This is a genomic window from Streptomyces sp. NPDC030809 (genome assembly GCF_055572195.1).
In genome coordinates this window covers 35886-53405 of record NZ_JBVIDV010000007.1, presented here as the reverse complement: position 1 = coordinate 53405, position 17520 = coordinate 35886, and the positions used below count along the sequence as shown (strand labels likewise).

Below are 17520 nucleotides of genomic sequence, written 5' to 3'. Positions count from 1 at the left end.
CCCCGAAGGGCCCGGCTCGGATCCCTGCGGGGCTTTCCCCTACCCGCCCCTTCCCGAACTGGGGCTCCGCCCCAGACCCCGCGCCTCAAACGCCGGCGAGGCTGGAGGTGTGCCCCAGCGGAGCTGGGAGGTGCCCCCTGGCGAGGCGGCCGGCATTCGCGGAGCGCGCCCGGCGGGGTTGGAAGCGCCCCGCGAAGGCGGGACGTGCCCGGCGAAGCCGGGATGCGGTCGGCGCAGCCGGAATGGGCGTCGGGGAGGCCGAGGCGCACAGCCGCACCGGGAGAGGCGGCGGGCGGGAAACTCCAGCCCGTCCGGCGATTGAGGACCGGGGTCCGGGGCGGAGCCCCGGGAAGTCGGACCCCGACAGGTCCGGGGCGGAGCCCCGGGAAGTCGGACCCCGACAGGTCCGGGGCGGAGCCCCGGGAAGTCGGACCCCGACAGGTCCGGGGCGGAGCCCCGGGAAGTCGAGCTCCCCGGGCCCGGGGCGAAGCCCCGTGAGGGCGGAGGCCCGGCGGGGGCGTGGCGGGGCCCCGTGAGGACGGACCCCCACGGGCCCGGGGCGGAGCCCCGGGAAGTCGGACCCCGACAGGTCCGGGGCGGAGCACGGGGGGGGCGGGCCCCACGGGCCCGGGGCGGGGCCCCCGGAGGGCGGAGCCCCGGCGGGCTCCGGGGGCGTGGGAGGCGGGCGGTCCCGGGGGCTTCCGCTTGGCCGGCGGGGCGCTTAATCTGACGGACCGTCAGCGAGAGGACCGGGCGCCGGGAGGCGATCGCGCATGATGCTGCAAGGGAAGACCGTCGTCGTGTCCGGGGTCGGGGCCGGGCTCGGACACCAGGTGGCCGCGGCCGTCGTGCGCGAGGGCGGGAACGCCGTGCTCGGGGCGCGGACCGAGGCGAACCTCGCCAAGTCCGCCGCCGAGATCGACCCCGACGGACGGCACACCGCGTACCGGACCACCGACATCGCGGACGAGGAGCAGTGCGCCGCGCTGGCCGCGCTCGCCGAGGAGCGGTTCGGCGGGATCGACGCGGTCGTGCACGTCGCCGCCTGGGACTCGTACTTCGGTGGGCTGGAGGACGCCGACTTCGGGACCTGGGCGCAGATCCTCGACGTCAACCTGCTCGGCACCCTCCGCATGACCCGCGCCTGCCTGCCCGCGCTCAAGCGGGGCGGCGGGGCGGTGGTGTTCATCGGGACCCAGTCCGCGATCGCCGCGCCCAACGAGGTGCAGCAGGCCGCGTACGCCGCGTCCAAGGGGGCGCTGACCTCGGCCATGTACTCGATGGCCCGGGAGCTGGGCCCGCACCGGATCCGTGTGAACACGGTGCTGCCCGGCTGGATGTGGGGTCCGCCCGTGCAGGCCTTCGTCACCTTCACCGCGCACGGCGAGGGGGTGCCGGAGGAGGAGGTGCTGGCCCGGCTGGCCTCGCGGATGGCACTGCCGGAGCTGGCGACCGACGGGGACGTGGCCGATGCCGCCGCCTTCCTCGCCTCGGACCGGGCCCGGGCCATCACCGGCCAGCAGCTGCTCGTCAACGCGGGCGAGGTGATGCGGTGACGCCCCCAGCCCGGGAACCGGGCCGGGCACGCGGCCGGGCACGCGGCCGGGAACCGGGCCGGGCACGCGCACCCCGGCGCCCCCACCACCCGCACCCCCGCCCAGACCCGGTGACCAGCGCCACCGCCCGGCCCCGGACGGCGCCGCTCGGCCGGATCGTATGCTCCTGAGATGACCACGACCCCTCCCCAGCCGCCCACCGCCAACGCCATGCGACGGGCGCTGAAAAGGGCCCGCGACGGTGTCGCGCTCGACGTGGCCGAGGCTGCCGTCCTGCTCCGGGCGCGCGGTGAGGACCTGGAAGTCCTCGCCGCGTCCGCCGCCCGGATCCGGGACGCCGGCCTCGCCGCCGCCGGCCGGCCGGGCGTCATCACGTACTCGAAGAGCGTCTTCATACCCCTCACCCGGCTCTGCCGGGACAAGTGCCACTACTGCACCTTCGCCACCGTCCCCGGCAGACTGCGCCGCGCCGGGCACGGCATGTTCATGAGCCCGGACGAGGTGCTCGACGTGGCCCGCCGCGGGGCCGCGCTCGGCTGCAAGGAAGCCCTGATCACCCTCGGGGACAAGCCCGAGGACCGCTGGCCCGAGGCCCGCGAGTGGCTCGACGCGCACGGCTACGACGACACGCTGGCCTACGTACGGGCCATGGCCATCCGCATCCTGGAGGAGACCGGGCTCCTCCCCCACCTCAACCCGGGCGTCATGTCCTGGTCCGAGTTCCAGCGGCTCAAGCCCGTCGCCCCCAGCATGGGGATGATGCTGGAGACCACGGCCACCCGCCTGTGGTCCGAGCCCGGCGGCCCGCACCACGGCTCCCCCGACAAGGAGCCCGCCGTACGGCTGCGGGTGCTGGAGGACGCCGGCCGGTCCTCCGTGCCGTTCACCTCCGGGCTGCTCATCGGCATCGGCGAGACCCACGAGGAGCGGGCCGAGTCGCTGTTCGCACTGCGCCGCACCGCCCGGGCGTACCACGGGATCCAGGAGCTGATCATCCAGAACTTCCGCGCCAAGCCGGACACGGCGATGCGCGGGATGCCGGACGCCGAGATCGACGAGCTGGTCGCCACCGTGGCCGTCGCCCGGCACATCATGGGGCCCTCCGCCAACCTCCAGGCCCCGCCGAACCTCGTCGACGGGGAGTACGCACGGCTGCTCGGGGCGGGCATCGACGACTGGGGCGGGGTGTCCCCGCTGACCCCCGACCACGTCAACCCCGAGCGTCCCTGGCCGCAGATCGACGTGCTGGCCGAGCAGTCCGCGGCCGCCGGCTTCGAGCTGCGCGAGCGGCTGTGCGTGTACCCGGAGTTCGTGCAGCGCGGGGAACCCTGGCTGGACCCGCGGCTGCTGCCGCACGTACGGGCCCTCGCCGATCCCGCCACCGGGCTGGCGCGGCCGGACGCGGTGGTCGAGGGGCGGCCGTGGCAGGAGCCCGACGAGGCGTTCACCGCGAGCCCGGCCGGGCGCACCGACCTGCACCGCACCATCGACACCGAGGGGCGCACCGGCGACCGGCGGGCCGACTTCGACGAGGTCTACGGGGACTGGGAGGCGCTGCGCGAGGCGGCAGCGCCCGGCATGGTCCCGGAGCGGATCGACGCGGACGTACGGGAGGCGCTGGCGCAGGCCGCCGACGACCCGGAGCGGCTGACCGACGCGCAGGCGCTGGCGCTGCTGCACGCGGACGGGCCGGCGCTGGACGCGCTGTGCCGGGTCGCGGACGACCTGCGGAAGTCGGTGTCCGGGGACGAGGTCACGTACATCGTCACGCGGAACATCAACTTCACGAACGTCTGCTACACCGGCTGCCGGTTCTGCGCCTTCGCGCAGCGCCGCACCGATGCGGACGCGTACACCCTGTCCCTGGAGCAGGTGGCCGAGCGGGCCGCGCAGGCCTGGGAGGTCGGGGCGGTCGAGGTGTGCATGCAGGGCGGGATCCACCCGGACCTGCCGGGCACCGCGTACTTCGACATCGCGCGGGCGGTGAAGGAGCGGGTGCCGGGCATGCACGTGCACGCCTTCTCGCCGATGGAGGTGGTCAACGGGGCCACCCGTACGGGGATGTCCGTACGGGACTGGCTGACGGCGGCCAAGGAGGCCGGGCTCGACTCCATCCCGGGCACGGCCGCGGAGATCCTCGACGACGAGGTCCGCTGGGTGCTCACCAAGGGCAAGCTGCCGGCCGCCGACTGGATCGAGGTCGTCTCCACCGCCCACGAGCTGGGCATCCGGTCCTCGTCCACGATGATGTACGGGCACGTGGACCAGCCGCGGCACTGGCTGGGGCACTTCCGGACGCTGGTGGACATCCAGAAGCGGACGGGCGGGTTCACGGAGTTCGTCACCCTGCCCTTCATCCACACCAACGCGCCCGTGTACCTGGCGGGCATCTCCCGGCCGGGACCGACCGTGCGCGACAACCGGGCGGTGACGGCGATGGCCCGGCTCCTGCTCCACCCGCACATCACCAACATCCAGACCAGCTGGGTGAAGCTGGGCGCGGAGGGTGCGGCCGAGATGCTGCGGTCCGGAGCGAACGACCTGGGCGGCACCCTCATGGAGGAGACCATCTCCCGTATGGCCGGGTCGAGTTACGGCTCGTACAAGGCGGTACGGGACCTCGTCGCCATCGCGGAGTCGGCGGGCCGGCCGGCGAGGCCGCGCACGACGCTGTACGGAGAGGTGCCGGAGGAGCGGCAGCGGGCCGCGGCCGCGTCGGACGGGCACCTGCCGGAGCTGCTGCCGGTGCTGGACTGAGGCCGGGGGCGGGCCGGGCGGGGGGCGCGGGGCGGGCGGGGGTGCTGTGCGAGGCACCCCCGACTGCCCGCGCCCACCGGTCAGGCGACGCGGATCTCGTGGCAGCTGCCGGGGCTGCGGTCCATCCACATGCTGCCGCCGCGGCACCACTTGGAGTAGGTGTGCTCGCGCGCCTTGTAGAGGAAGGCGTTGGCGATCCCGTTGTGCCAGCGGTGGTCCGGGGCGTTCCAGTACACGTGGCCGAGGCGGGTGCCGTTCGAGCCGGTGTTGCGGCCCGGGCCGGTGTGCAGGCGGACGGTCTTGCCCGCGCGCAGGACGTAGGCGGGGAAGGTGTAGTGGTTGCCGTTGCTGTTGTGGACCTCCCAGCCCTTCAGGTTGACGGCCCGGCCGGTGTGGTTGTGGAGTTCGATCCACTCGCCGTTGCGGGACTTCGCCGACTTGGTGTCGCGGCCGGGGCTGTTGTAGGAGAAGGCGCCGAAGTGCACGCTGCGCACGTGGTCGCCGGCGGCGGCCGGGACGGTCGGAGCGGCCGAGGCGGCCGGGGCGTTGCCGAGGGCCCCCAGCAGTGCCGCCGTCGCGAGGGCGAGGGCGGCGGGTCGGTTGATGCGCATGGGCGGTGGGATCCCCTTCGGTGGGCTGCACCCGGCGGAGCAGACGTGCCGGATGGCTGGTTTTCATGATCGCTGAGCCCAACCGGGCGCAATGCAGCGGGGGTTGCGCTCGGCGGGAGGGCCGGGAAGCGGCTGGACCAGGCCCGGGGGCGTGTCCGTGTGTCCGCGTGGCGTGTGTCCGCGTGTGCGCGTGGCGCGTGGGCCATGTGCCGGACGCATTCCAGCCGTTCTGCGCTCACTCCCGGTCCGGGTGGCGGACTCCGTCCGGATCCGACCGAAGATGTCCATTAGAGTGCGGCGCCAGGGGAATGGGGGGTTCCGAGTGAGCTCGGCGAGTGCAGTGGGTACGGCGGCCACGGTGACGGCAGGGCTGTCCACCGGGGCCTGGGGACGGACCGAGCAGCAGGACTTCCGGAGCCGGGTCCGCGGGGCCCTGCTCGGCAGCGCCATCGGAGACGCGCTCGGCGCGCCCGTGGCCGGGCTCTCCCTCGAAGGCATCCGCGAGGAGCACGGCCCCGAAGGGCTGACGGAGCCCGCGCCCGCCTACGGGCGGCGCGGCGCGGTCACCGCCTCCACCCAGCTCACCCTGTTCACGGTGGACGGCCTGATACGGGCCCACGTACGCCGCGACACCGGCGCCTGGCACCCGCCGACCGATGTGCACCGCGCCTACCTGCGGTGGGCCGCCACCCAGCACGACTGGGGGCCCGACGAGCGGCGCAAGGACAACGGCTGGCTGGCCCAGGAGGAATGGCTGTACGCCCGGCGCGGGCCCGACCGGGCCTGCATGACCGGCTTCGGGGACGAGATCCTCGGCACCCTCGACAAGCCGAAGAACCCGACCGCGCGGGACGCGGGCGCGACCGTGCGCTCGGCGCCGTTCGGACTGCTCGTCGGCTGGGAGCCCACGCTCGTGCTCCAGCTGGCGGTGGAATGCGCGGCCCAGAGCCACGGGCATCCGACGGCCTACCTGTCCGCCGGCGCCTTCGCGGTCATCGTGCACGGGCTGACCCGCGGGGACTCCCTCGACGCGGCCGTCCAGCGGGCGCTGGGGCTGCTCGGCTCCCGGCCGGGGCAGCAGCCGGTCACCGATGCGCTGCAGCGGGCGCTGGGGGCCGTCCGGCAGGGGCCGCCCTCTCCCAAGCTGGTCGAATCGCTGTCCCCCGGGGACGGGCGGGACGCGGAGGACGCGCTGGCGGTGGCCGTGTACTGCGCGCTGGTGGCGGAGGACGTACGGCACGGGTTGCGGCTGTCCGTCAACCACGGCGGGGACTCGACGGCGACGGGGGCGCTGTGCGGGGCGCTGCTCGGTGCCCTGCACGGGGAGACTGCGCTGCCGGCGGCGTGGCTGGCCGAGTTGGAGGGGCGGGCGACGATGCTGGAACTCGCGGACGACTTCGCCATGGAAATGACCCAGGGCCCGACCCTGCACGGCCCTGCCGTGTCCTCCCCGGGCTGGCTCGCGCGCTACCCCCGCGCGTAACGGGGCCGGGGGCTCCGCCCCCGCACGCGTAACAGGTCCGGGGCGCCGCCCCCGCCCCCCGCGCCGCACGCCGGCGGGGCTGGATTTCGGCCCGGTCGGCCGCGAAGCTGCGGCCCGCCGCGTGGTTTCGGGGCTCCGCCCCGGACCCCGGTCCTCAAACGCCGGACGGGCTGGGATGTGGTGCCGCCCGGCCTGAACGTACGGCTTGCCGGCAGGGGCAAATCCAGCTCAAGGTCTGATGCGGCGGGTCAATCAAGCCTCGCCAGGGGGTACCTCCCAGCCCCTGGGGGTGGGAGGCGTGCCCCAACGGGCAGGTGGGGGCCCGGGCGGTGCCCTGGAGGGCATGGATCAGGCGCCGGGCCCGGCGCAGCATGGGGCGCATGGTCACCTGCGGCATGTGCGGCAACCGGGGTGGGCCCGGCGAACAGTTCTGCGGCTCCTGCGGCGCCTTCCTGGAGGAGGAAACCGGCACCCCCGGCCCGGGCACCCGGCCGCCCGCGGACGCCGGATCCGCGACGGGAACCGGCCCCGGTTCCGGGGCGGGGGCCGGTTCCGGGGCGGGGGCCGGTTCCGGGGCGGGGGCAAGGGCCGGGGCCGCGGACCCCGCCGTGCCGACCGCGCCCACGGGGCCAGTCGGTCCGCCCGGACCGCCGGGCCCGCCCGCCCCCGGCACAGGCACCGGAGGCGCCGGACCGCAGCCCGGTCGGGTGCCAGGGCCCGGGCAGCAGTCCGCCGCGCCGGCAGGCCCGCGGATCCCGCCCCGCCCGAGCGAGCCGCCCCCGGACGTCGTGCAGCCGCAGACCGGCCCCCTGCAGCAGCCCGTGCCGCCGCCCCCGCACCCCCCGCCCGCCGCACCGCCCGTGGAGCGCCCTCTGCCGGGCCAGCTCGCGTGCGGGGAGTGCGGGACCGGGAACCAGCCCGCGCGGCGGTTCTGCCGCCGCTGCGGGGCCTCGCTGGAGTACGCCGAACCGGTCCCGCAACCCCCTTGGTGGCGCAGGCTGTTCACCCGGCGCCCCAGGGAGCAGGCGCGTGCCGGCGAGCGCCCGGCGCGACGGCAGTGGCGGCGGCCCCGGTTCGTGCTGCCGCTGCTGCTGTTGATCGGGCTCGCCGTCGCCGGGTACGCGCTGCGCGGGCAGGCCGGACGGGCCGTGGAGACCGTACGGGACCGGACCGGCAAGACCGAGCAGCTGCACGCGGTGAAGGTGACGGCCTCCAGTGCGCGGGCCGGGCATCCGGCCGGGCTGGCGGTGGACGGGACCACGGACAAGTACTGGTCACCGGCCGGTTCGGGTTCGGGCGAGGGGGAGTTCCTCGAAGCCACCCTCGCCGGGCCGGTCCGGCTCACGGACCTCGTCGTCCATGGCGGTGCCTCGCCGGTGGCGGAGAAGTACCTCACGCAGGCGCGTCCGGCGGCGCTGCGGGTGACGCTGACGGGGGCGGACGGGGGCTCGACGGTCAAGGAGGTCCGGCTGGCGGATGCGCCGGGCAAGCAGACGTTTCACTTGGCGGTGAGCGATGTCGTACGGATCAGGCTGACGGTGACCGCCGTCTTCGGGGCGGGCCCGAACCGGCACCTCGCGCTGTCCGAGGCGGAGTTCTTCAAACGCCGCTAGCGCCCCCCTCCCGGGGCTCCGCCCGACCCCCCGGCCCCAAGGGGCTGGGAGGTACCCCCTGGCGGGGCTTGATCCACCCGCCGTGTCCAGGCCCCTGCGGAGTCCCGGTCAGGGGTCGGGGGTGGAGCCTCGGAAGATGTCCAGGCTGTCGAGCATGCGGGCGTGGCGGCGTTCTGCCTGGCGGGCGGCGACCGGGTCGCCGGCACGGCGGTGGGCGGCGATCAGGAGGCGCCAGACGGCGTCCTGGAAGGGGTCCAGGGAAAGCGCGTGGCCGGCGGCCGTGACGGCCGCCTCCGCCTGGCCGCGGCCGAGTTCGACGGCGGCCAGCGTGTGCGCCGCCTGCACCGCCTGCGTGCGGTACCGCTCCCGGATCGGGACCACCCACTCCGCCGGCCCGTCCTCCGGCAGCAGCTCGCCCGTGTACAGCCGCAGGCCCCGTTCCAGCGCGGCCACCGCGCGGGCCGCGTCCCCGCTGCCGGCCGCCCGCAGGCCCTCCTCGACCGCCGCCTCGAAGCGCTGGACGTCGCAGCTGCCGCCCGGTTCCAGGACCAGCATGTACGCCTCCCCGGAGCGGACCAGGACCTGGGCGCGCCCCCGGTCCAGCCCGGGTTCGAGGAAGGTCCGCAGGGCGGAGACCGCGACCTGGAGGCCGCGCCCCGCCGAGTGCGCCGGGCTCTCCGGCCACAGCGCGGCCATGAGCTCCTCCCGGTGCACGGGCCGCCCGGCGTGTACGGACAGCAGCCGGGCCAGGGCCCGTACCCGCGGCCGGGTCCGGCTCCAGTCCAGCGGCCGGCCGTCGAGGGTGGCCTCGTAGCGGCGGAAGCAGCGCAGGGAGAGGGGGGCGGCGGGGCGGGAGGGGCGCGGGGGGTGGACGGCCGTGGTGCCCGTCCCGGCCGCCGCCGGTCGGGGGGCGGGAAGGCCGGCCCCCGACCGGCGGCGCAGATGGTCCCGCAGCAGCGGCACCTCGGGTACGAGACCGAACTCGGCCGCTTCGTCGGCGAGTTCGGGGGAGGGCGGGCCCGGGCGCTCCAGGAGGTGGAGCAGGCGGGGCGGCAGCGCACCCAGGACCTCCCGGTCCAGGTAGGTCCGTAACCCGGCCACGTCCAGCGGCTCCCGTCCGCCCAGCACCGCGGGCCCGGCGAGCCGCAGCAACCCCGGCCAGCCGCCGGTGAGTTCCGCCAGCTCGGGCGGGGCGCCGGGGCACACGGCCGCGATCTCCGCCCCGTCCAGGCGCAGTTCGCGCGCGGTGAGCAGCCGGGTCTGGGCCAGCTCGGCCCGGTTGAGGTTCAGGGCGGGCATCCGGCGCCCGGCGAGCACCAGCCGCAGCTGCGGCGGGGCGAGCAGGGCCAGTTCCTCCAGCACGGCTTCGGCAGGGCTGCCGTGCACGAGGTGGACGTCGTCCACGAGCAGCAGCACCCGCCGCTCCGGGCTGCGTTCCACCGCGAGCAGCAGGGATTCGACGGTGGCGGGCTCGGGCAGCCCCAGCCGGCGGGCCAGCAGGCCGAGGAGGGCCGGCGCGCCCCGGGTGTCCCGGCAGGGGTGCCAGTGCAGCAGCAGCCGCCCGCCGGACACCGGGTCCCGCGCCGGGTCGGAGAACGCCGTCGCCGTCTGCACGAGCAGGGTGGTCTTGCCGTAGCCGGCGGGCGCGATCAGGAGGGTCAGCGGGGCCGTACCTGCGGCCAGACCCGGCACCAGGCGCTCGCGCACGCTGGGAGGGCGGGCCGCTGCGGGAGTCGAGGCCTCCTCACCCGCCTCCGGGCGGAGCGAGGAACGGTGCTCACTCTCCATCCGGATACACACGGTAGTCGTAGCGGAGCTGCACGCGCACGAAGGTACTAGGGCGGACGGGCCGAATCCAGAGAACGAACACAGACGTGGCAGCGCACCTCCGGCACCGCGCGCTCCCCTCAACGAGCGGCGGCGCACTCGGCATTCACGCGCGCACCCCGTACTTTGGGCCGTACTTTGGGCCCCACCCACGCGACGGAGGTGCCAGTACATGCGGATCGCCACCACCATCTTCCTGACGGACCTCACCCTCACGCCCGTCCGGCTCGCCCGCGAGCTGGAGGTACGCGGTTTCCACGGGGTCTACCTCCCCGAGCACACGCACATCCCGGCCGCCCGGGACACCGCCGCCCCGATGGGCGGGGAGCTGCCCGAGCAGTACGGGCGCACCCTCGACCCGTTCGTGGCCCTCGGGCAGGCCGCGGCCGTCACCGAGCGGCTGGCCCTCGGCACCGGCATCACCCTGCTCGGGCAGCACGACGCGATCGCCCTCGCCAAGCAGATCGCCACCCTCGACCACGTCAGCGGCGGCCGGTTCACCCTCGGTCTGGGCTACGGCTGGAACGTCGAGGAGGCCGCCGACCACGGCGTGGACTGGCGCACCCGGCGGGAGCTCGTCGAGGACCGCGCGGCCCTCATGCGGGCCCTGTGGGCGCCCGAACCCACGGCGTACGAGGGCCGGTTCGGGTCGGTGCGGGCGAGCACGGCGTACCCGAAGCCGGTGCAGGCGCCGCGCACCCTCGGCGACGGGAGCCCGCTGTACGGGCCCCGGACCCTGCTGGGCGGGGCCGCCGGGCCGAAGCTGTTCGCGCAGATCGCCCGCTACACCGACGGCTGGATGCCGATCGGCGGGCGCGGGCTGACCGAGTCCCTGCCGGTGCTGCGCTCGGTCTGGGAGGAGGCGGGCCGGGACCCGAAGGACCTCCGAGTGGTCCCGTACGCGATCCGCCCGACCGCGGGGAAGCTGGCGCACTACGCGGACCTGGGCGTGGAGGAGGTCGTGGCCCAGCTTCCGTCGGCGGGGGAGGCGGAGGTGCTGCGGGCCCTGGACGCGCTGGCCGAGTTCCTCTAGACCTGCGCCCCTCTGGACCGGTGCTCCTCGGGACACGCTGTTCCTCGGGGTGTGCTGTTCCCCGGGACGCGCTGTTTCCCGGGACCTGCAGTTTCCCGGGACGTGCTGCACGCCTGCTAGCCGTCCGCCTCCGCCTCCACCGTGCACGGCAGGTGGGCCGGGCGGTGGCGGGAGACGAAGGACCGGACCGCCGCCAGGTCCAGGGCCGCCAGGGCCTCCCGGTCCGGCGCCCGCAGCCGTACGGTGACGAAGGGTTCGAGCGCCCCCGGCAGCGGGGTCCCGGCGGTCTCGGACCAGGCGGTGCCCCCGCTCTCCTCGACCTCCGCCGGCACCCCGAAGGCCCGCGTCACGGCGTCCGCCAGCCCGGCCGCGGTGCCGCGCGCCGCGTGCGCGCGGACGGCGCCCGCCGCCGAGGCGGGGGAATCGGCGCCGACCCACGCGGCGAGCAGTTCGGCGAAGTCGGCGGGGGCCAGCCGCGGGTCGAAGTACGCGGGCAGGCTGTCGAGCACCCCCGGCACCGGGGCCAGCACCTCGTCCAGGCCCTCGGTGATCCGCTGCGCGTTGTCGTCGTCGGCGTAGACGGCGGGCAGCTGCCCGCCCAGCGGGTGCCGGCTGGGCAGGCCGGGGACCAGGCGGCGGTTCACCCGCGGGCCCCGGGGAAGCGGATCTGGTGGTCGAAGGAGAACACCAGGGAGCCGGGGGCCAGGGTGATGCGGTCGGTGAGGTCCTGGCGGCGGCCGGTGGCCGGGTTCGCCGGGAACAGCCGCACCTGGAGCACGGACTCCACGGACGGGACCCGTTGCAGCAGGGCGAAGACCTCCCCGCTGTGGACGGCCCGCCCGAAGGGCCAGCCGGTGCCGTCCGCCCCGCCCGTGAGCGGGTTGAGGTACCCGTACAGGGCGGCCAGCGCGGCGCGTTCCACCCGGGCGCGGGGGATGCCCGCCGCCGGCTGGAGGTCGGCGACCACCGTCACGCCCTGGTAGTACGGGGGTTCCACGACGAGCCGGACCCCCAGCATGCGCCGGGCGTCCAGGTGCGCGGCCACCCCCGCCAGGAGCTCCCGGGGGCAGGCCAGCTGCCCGAACTCCAGCCGCCCTTCGCCGTCGTCGGCGGCGGCCGGTACGAGCAGCACCCGCACCCCGCCCGCCCCGGCGTCCACGCACCGCACCCGGGCCACCTCGGGGGCCGCCTGCCGGGTCAGGTACTCGTAGTCCTCCGCGGTGACGGCCCGCTCCCGGGTGCGCAGCGCGAGGGCGCCGCGCAGCCGGGCGTTGGCCACGTCCTCGCCGTCCACCCCGCCGCCCGCGGCCCGCCGATTCTCGACGCGGGCGATGTACGGGATGGAGCTGCGCAGCACGGCCAGGGCCCGGCGGGCCACGTTCCCGCGCCGCCCGCCGCCCGCGAGGTAGCTGCGGACCCGTACGGGCACCCCCTTGGCGGGCACCGCCCCGTACTGGCGCAGGCTGCCGTCGGCCTCCCGCACCGCCGGGCCGAAGGAGACCTCCCCGGTGCTGCGGTCGAGGTGGACGTGCCGGTCCAGCGGGCCGGACTCGGCGAAGTGCGCCACCTCCTGCCATTCCAGCCAGTCCCCGCCGGGCAGTGCCGTCTCGACCGTGAAGGGGCTGCCGGCGACCACGGGCGCCCGGTCCAGGGCGAAGGTCTGCGCGGGCACCCCCTCGGAGAGGCCGAGCAGCTCCCCGCCGGCCCGCTCGGCGTGCACGGCGGGGGCGGTGCCGCCGACGGTGAAGGCCTCCGCGGCGGTCAGTGCGGGGGTGGCGGAGTAGGGGCGCTGCCCGCGGACGGGTTCGGTGACCACGCAGCGCAGCCAGCCGGCCCGCTGCCGGGACTCGACCGAGGCCAGGTGTCCGGCCGGCAGCTGTACGAGCACGTCGCCGGGCCGGTTGAAGCCGCCGGTGCCGTCCCGGTCCACCTCGCAGCGGGTCCAGCCCTCGGCGGTCCACGCCTCCCAGGCGAGCGGCGGGTGCTCGGGGTCGATTCCGTGGCCCGCCACGGGGAAGTCCAGGCGCAGCGCGACCACGCAGCGGGGGGCGGCCTGCGAGAGCCCGAAGAGGAGGGCGTCGCCGGGCCGGGGGACGGCGGAGAAGCAGGGCACGGGGCGGCCGTCGGCGAGCTCGGCCAGCCGGTCGGCGCCGGGGGCGGGGACGGCGGCGGCGGGGCCCGCGGCCCGCGGGTCGGCGCCCGGGGAGCCGCCGGCTCCGGCCGGGCCCGCCCCGGGTGCGGCGGGTGCGGCGAGTCCGGCCGCCGCGGGCTGCACGAGCACTGCCGTCAACTCCACTGCAACGATGGCGAGTTCGCCGAGGGTGGAGAAGACCACCGCCTCCTCGGTCTCGGTGCGGTGGGTGGCCACCTCGGTGCCCTCGCGCACCTGCACCGTCTGCTGCTGCGGGGCCGACAGCCAGAAGGTCACGTCGGTGCGCGCGGCCGTCGGCGGGTTCAGGTCGAGCCCGATCAGGCCGAGGAAGGCCACGTGGTTCTTCTCCGGCACCCGGTTCAGCCGGTAGATGAGCTGGTCCGTCATGTGCGCGAAGGCCTCGATGAGCGTGATGCCGGGGTCGGAGACGTTGTGGTCGCTCCACTCCGGGCAGCGCTGCTGGACCATCCGCTTGGCCTCGTCCACGAGGTCCTGGAAGCGGCGGTCGTCCAGGTTCGGTTCGGGCAGGGCCACTACTCCCCCGCCCCCTGACCGGGCAGTCCGTCCCCGGCCGCCGCGCCGCCCTCGTGCGCGGGGATGACGTAGAACGGGAAGACCAGGTTGCGCGGGTCGTTGGTGCCGCGCAGCGCGTAGCGGATGTCGATGTAGAGGGTGCCCTCCTCGGTCCCGTCGAAGGTGACGAGCACGTCCACCAGCTCGATCCGCGGCTCCCACCGCTCCAGCGACCAGCGCACCTCGTACGCGATCTGCGCCGCCGTCGCCGCGTCCGCCGGGGCGAAGACGTGGTCGTGGATCGCGCAGCCGAACTGCGGTCGCATGGGCCGCTCCCCGGGCGCGGTGCCCAGGATCAGCCGCATGCTCTCCTCGATCTCGCGGTCCCCGCCGACCAGGGCCATGCCCCCGGTGGCGTCCGTCCGCACGGGGAAGGCCCAGCCCGACCCGATGAACTGCTCGGCCACCGCCCTCACCCGCCGATCAGCACGGTCGGCGCGCCGGTGACGATCGGCGCCCCGCAGGCCGCCAGGTCGCCCATCCGGGCCGCCGGCATCCCGCCGATCAGCACGGTGGGGCAGCCGGGCGGGGCGATCACCGAGGGCGGGTGCACGGCCGGGGGCGGGAAGGAGCAGATGTGCGGGGTGGTGACCACGGCCGCGGGCAGGCCCGCGATGAGCACCGTGGGCACCCCCGGCGGACCGATCACCCCCGGGTGCCCGGTCTGGTCCGTGACGCGTGCGGCAGGCGGCATCCGACTTCCCTCTCCCTGCGTTGCGGCTAGTTGATGCGGACGAGGGCCGCGCTGATCGAGCAGCTCGCCCCGCCCTTGATCTCGGTGCTCGCCTGCCCGTTGACGGCGACCGTGGTGCCCTTCACGCTCACCTGCCCGTTCGTCTGGAGGCCGACCGCCCCCGCGCCGCCGTCCACCTCCACCCCGGCCTGCGCCTTGACCTGCACGGACTGCCCGGTCAACTCCAGCTTCCCGGTCCCGGCGTCCATGCTGATCCCGCTGTCGGCCTTCACCGTGACCTTCTCCTTGGCCGTGATCTCGACCTTGCCGTCGCTGTGCACCGTGATGCTGGTCGCCTTCCGGTCCAGGTGCAGGGTGAGCTTCCCGTCCCCGGTGGCGAGCCGGACCCCCTGCGGGCCGCCGCGCGCGTCCAGCAGCTCCAGCCGGTTGCCCGAACGGGTCACCAGGGAACGCCGGTTGGTGGCCCCGCTGGTGCCGTCCACGAGCGGGCCCTCGTGCGCGGAGGGCTTGTCCTGCCCGTTGTAGAGCCCGCCCAGCACGTACGGGTGGTCCACCCGGCCCTGCTCGAAGCCGACGAGCACCTCGTCCCCGACCTCGGGTCCGAAGATCCCGCCGCCGCCCTTGCCGCCCGCCTCCACGGTCCGCGCCCAGTCGCTCACGTAGTCCGCGTCCAGCCAGGGGAACGCCAGCTTGACCCGCCCCCGGTCCTCCGGGTCCCGGGTGTCGGTGACCGTCGCGTTGACCAGCCCGCCGATCCGGTCCCCGGGCCCGGCCCCGCCGCCCCCGGCCCCGCTGCCGCCGCCCGAGGCCAGCCCGTACAGCGAGCGGTTGGAGCGGCCGCCGACGGTCAGCCAGGTCTGGTAGCCGGTGTCCGGGTCGAAGACGTGCCGGCTCGCGGAGATCGTGTACTTGCCCTCGAAGGGCTGCCCCACGTTGGCGAGGGTGACCGCCGTGCCGGCCCGCAGCTGCGGGATGCCCATCGCCACCGCGTCCAGCTCCGCGAAGGCCGCCGCCAGGTCCGCCGCCAGCGCCTTCGCCGCCTGATCGGCCTCCGCCTGGGTCCCGTACGGGGTGTCCGTCGCCAGGAACACCGCCTGGCCGAAGGGGTCGGCGGCCTGGCCCGGGGTGATGCCGAGCTGGAGCCGGTCGCTGCGCCCGGCCGGGGCCCGCCCCACCACGGCCGCCTTCGCCTGCACGTCCCAGCCGCGCACCTCCACCTGCTGCACCTGGTCGGCGGCCGTCACCGAGGCCTGGCAGCGCAGCAGGTTCCGGCCGAACTCCAGGACGTACGGGCTGGCCTGCGGCCGGGTGGAGGTCGCCGGGGCGGCCGCGGCCACGGCCGGCTTGCGGAAGACGAACTTGCCGTCGAGCACGGCCACTTCGGCGCCCGCCAGGTCGGCGAGCCGGTGCAGGAACTCCCAGTCGGTGATGCCGGGCTGGGCCAGGTGCTCGTAGACGGTGGTGGTGGCGTCCACCGCACCCACGGGCAGCCCGGCCCGCTCGGCCACCTTCACCGCCACGTCGGAGGCGGTCATCTGCCGGTAGCCGGCCACCCGGCGGCCGCGGAAGAACCGGTGGGCGTGGTCGAGGCCGCGGACCACGGTGAAGGTGCCGGTGGTGTCGAGGTCAATCTCCACGGCGGTCACCTCGGCGGACACCAGCAGCTCCCGCTGCTGGCTGTCCCCGGCCCTCGCGAACAGTTTCACGGGGGTGCCGATGGTGATCCCGGCCTTCTGGAGCACCTGGTGGTGCGGGTCGCGGAAGCGCAGCACGAACAGGTCCGGCAGCTGGGTGCTGTCGTCCACGTACGCGGAGACCAGCAGCCCGGCCAGCGGCGCGGGCAGCGGCTGCCCGTTCACCTCGACGGCCAGGCTGTTGGCGAAGCTCTCACCGGCCATGTACGGCTCCCAGTTCCTCGGCGGCGGGCAGCAGCAGCTCCGTGCCGGGGAGCAGCCGCATCGGATCGTCGATGCCGTTCGCCTCGGCGATCTCCCGCCAGGCGGCCGGGTCCCCGTACTCCCGCCAGGCCAGCAGCGCGAGGGTGTCCCCGGTGACCACCCGGTGCACACGGCGGGCGGCCAGGGCGCCGGAGGTCGGGTTCTGGCCCGGCATCGGGCCGCTGATCTCCTCCAGCGTGACCTGGCAGGCGGCCCGGATGGGCATGCCGCCGGGGGTGAACAGCGTGTATTTCGCCTGCACTTGGCTGACGTAGCCGACGAAGCCGGTCAGTCCGCCCCAGTGGAAGATCACCCACGGGGGCACGCCCTGCCGGCGCTGGTGGGTCTGGTCCGTCGGCACGCAGCAGGCGAGCAGCGACTCCACCGCCTGCACGACGGAGTCGTCGTGCTTGGCGCTGGCGTCGAAGAACATCTCCAGGGTCAGTTTGGAGGGGCCGGCGCCCTTGAACTCGGCGGGCCCGGCCTGCTTGGCGCCCTTCGCCGTCTTCCGCTCCCACTTGGCGGTCTTGGCGAGGGTCAGCTCCTTCGGGTTGAACTGGAAGTCGATCTGGCCCATGCGCGGGCCGGGGGTGGTCGTACCGCCGTCGGCGGGCGGCTGGCGCAGCTCCAGGTAGGCGCGCTCCAGCTTGGGCCGGGAGCCGCCGGCCTTGCCGCTCCCCTGGCTCGGGGGCGCGGCGGGCGCGGCGGCGGCGATGAAGGCGACGGGCTGGTTGCCGGGCGGGGGTGGGGGCGGGGGTGCCACGGGCGGTCAGCTCCCGCCCTGGAGGAACCCGTGGTGGGCGATCTCCAGCGTCTCGGTGGCCACCTTGACGGTCTCGGGGCTGAGGGAGGGCCCGGTCCAGCGGACCGGGACCACGTCCATGAGGCTCCAGCGGGCGACGACGGTGCCGTCCACGGTCATGGCGCTGATGTGGGCCGTCTTGCGGGGCAGGCCGTTGATCATCCCGGAGAGCCAGGCGGTGACCTTCTCGGTGTCCTTGGTGACGGGGCGGGCGAGCTTGATGTTGGAGTACTTGATGCGCGAGGGCAGCTGCCAGACGTACCCGTTGTTCCCGCCCTCCTCCCGCTGCTCCATCACCACCTCGCACCCGAGCCCCTCGCAGCTGTTGAACGCCCCGAGGTTGATGTCGTCGATCTCGACCATGAAGCACACGCTCACGGCGGGGTCCGGCTGCTGCTGCTGGGCCATCGGTGTGGGTGTCCTGTTCTGCGACGGGGTGGGGTGGGTGGCGGGGTCAGGGGGTCGGGGTCGGGGGCGGGCGG

General features: G+C 75.5%; 14 protein-coding genes. 5 read left to right on the top strand and 9 right to left on the bottom strand.

Features of this window, described 5'->3' with window-relative positions:
- Window positions 1-773: 773 nt before the first annotated feature.
- Both ACZ407_RS11810 and ACZ407_RS11805 read left to right on the top strand, forming a co-directional pair.
- The gene (locus ACZ407_RS11810) at window positions 774-1556 is read left to right on the top strand and encodes an SDR family oxidoreductase (protein WP_468127674.1); all 783 of its coding nucleotides are present in this window, start codon (window positions 774-776) and stop codon (window positions 1554-1556) included.
- 171 nt (window positions 1557-1727) lie between these two features.
- Entirely contained in the window at window positions 1728-4313 is a 2586-nt protein-coding gene (locus ACZ407_RS11805) for a bifunctional FO biosynthesis protein CofGH (RefSeq protein ID WP_468127672.1), read from the top strand.
- Between the two features lie 80 nt (window positions 4314-4393).
- Here the strand turns inward: ACZ407_RS11805 and ACZ407_RS11800 are convergent, their stop codons facing one another.
- On the bottom strand, window positions 4394-4924 hold the full coding sequence (locus ACZ407_RS11800) for a lamin tail domain-containing protein (RefSeq protein ID WP_468127670.1): 531 nt from the start codon (window positions 4922-4924) through the stop codon (window positions 4394-4396).
- Between the two features lie 370 nt (window positions 4925-5294).
- Between ACZ407_RS11800 and ACZ407_RS11795 the strand changes: the two genes are divergently transcribed.
- Complete coding sequence (locus ACZ407_RS11795; protein ID WP_468128029.1) at window positions 5295-6407, top strand: ADP-ribosylglycohydrolase family protein; 1113 nt, start codon at window positions 5295-5297, stop codon at window positions 6405-6407.
- Between the two features lie 860 nt (window positions 6408-7267).
- The gene (locus tag ACZ407_RS11790) at window positions 7268-8020 is read left to right on the top strand and encodes an NADase-type glycan-binding domain-containing protein (RefSeq protein ID WP_468127669.1); all 753 of its coding nucleotides are present in this window, start codon (window positions 7268-7270) and stop codon (window positions 8018-8020) included.
- A 108-nt stretch (window positions 8021-8128) separates the two neighbouring features.
- Here ACZ407_RS11790 and ACZ407_RS11785 read toward each other — a convergent pair whose 3' ends face one another.
- On the bottom strand, window positions 8129-9808 hold the full coding sequence (locus ACZ407_RS11785; RefSeq protein WP_468127667.1) for an AfsR/SARP family transcriptional regulator: 1680 nt from the start codon (window positions 9806-9808) through the stop codon (window positions 8129-8131).
- 211 nt (window positions 9809-10019) lie between these two features.
- Between ACZ407_RS11785 and ACZ407_RS11780 the strand changes: the two genes are divergently transcribed.
- Window positions 10020-10880, top strand: coding sequence for a TIGR03619 family F420-dependent LLM class oxidoreductase (locus ACZ407_RS11780; RefSeq protein ID WP_468127665.1), 861 nt, complete (start codon window positions 10020-10022; stop codon window positions 10878-10880).
- A gap of 116 nt (window positions 10881-10996) precedes the next feature.
- Here the strand turns inward: ACZ407_RS11780 and ACZ407_RS11775 are convergent, their stop codons facing one another.
- The 7 genes from ACZ407_RS11775 to ACZ407_RS11745 are packed head-to-tail and all read right to left on the bottom strand — an operon-like array spanning window position 10997 to window position 17446.
- Complete coding sequence (locus ACZ407_RS11775; RefSeq protein WP_468127663.1) at window positions 10997-11524, bottom strand: phage tail protein; 528 nt, start codon at window positions 11522-11524, stop codon at window positions 10997-10999.
- Window positions 11521-13566: a putative baseplate assembly protein gene (locus ACZ407_RS11770; RefSeq protein ID WP_468127661.1), complete on the bottom strand. Its 2046-nt coding sequence runs from the start codon at window positions 13564-13566 to the stop codon at window positions 11521-11523. The genes ACZ407_RS11775 and ACZ407_RS11770 overlap by 4 nt, the downstream gene beginning before the upstream one ends.
- Entirely contained in the window at window positions 13566-14012 is a 447-nt protein-coding gene (locus ACZ407_RS11765; RefSeq protein ID WP_468127659.1) for a GPW/gp25 family protein, read from the bottom strand. Before ACZ407_RS11765 ends, ACZ407_RS11770 begins: the two co-directional genes overlap by 1 nt.
- A 5-nt stretch (window positions 14013-14017) precedes the next feature.
- Window positions 14018-14299 (bottom strand): PAAR domain-containing protein, encoded by a 282-nt coding sequence (locus ACZ407_RS11760; protein ID WP_468127657.1) that lies wholly within the window; start codon window positions 14297-14299, stop codon window positions 14018-14020.
- Window positions 14300-14325: 26 nt separating this feature from the next.
- Window positions 14326-16197, bottom strand: coding sequence for a VgrG-related protein (locus ACZ407_RS11755; protein ID WP_468127655.1), 1872 nt, complete (start codon window positions 16195-16197; stop codon window positions 14326-14328).
- Complete coding sequence (locus tag ACZ407_RS11750) at window positions 16187-16999, bottom strand: CIS tube protein (RefSeq protein WP_468127653.1); 813 nt, start codon at window positions 16997-16999, stop codon at window positions 16187-16189. Before ACZ407_RS11750 ends, ACZ407_RS11755 begins: the two co-directional genes overlap by 11 nt.
- A 6-nt stretch (window positions 17000-17005) precedes the next feature.
- Window positions 17006-17446 carry a phage tail protein gene (locus ACZ407_RS11745; protein WP_468127651.1) on the bottom strand — a complete coding sequence of 147 codons (441 nt, stop codon included), beginning with the start codon at window positions 17444-17446 and terminating at the stop codon, window positions 17006-17008.
- Window positions 17447-17520 lie beyond the last annotated feature (74 nt).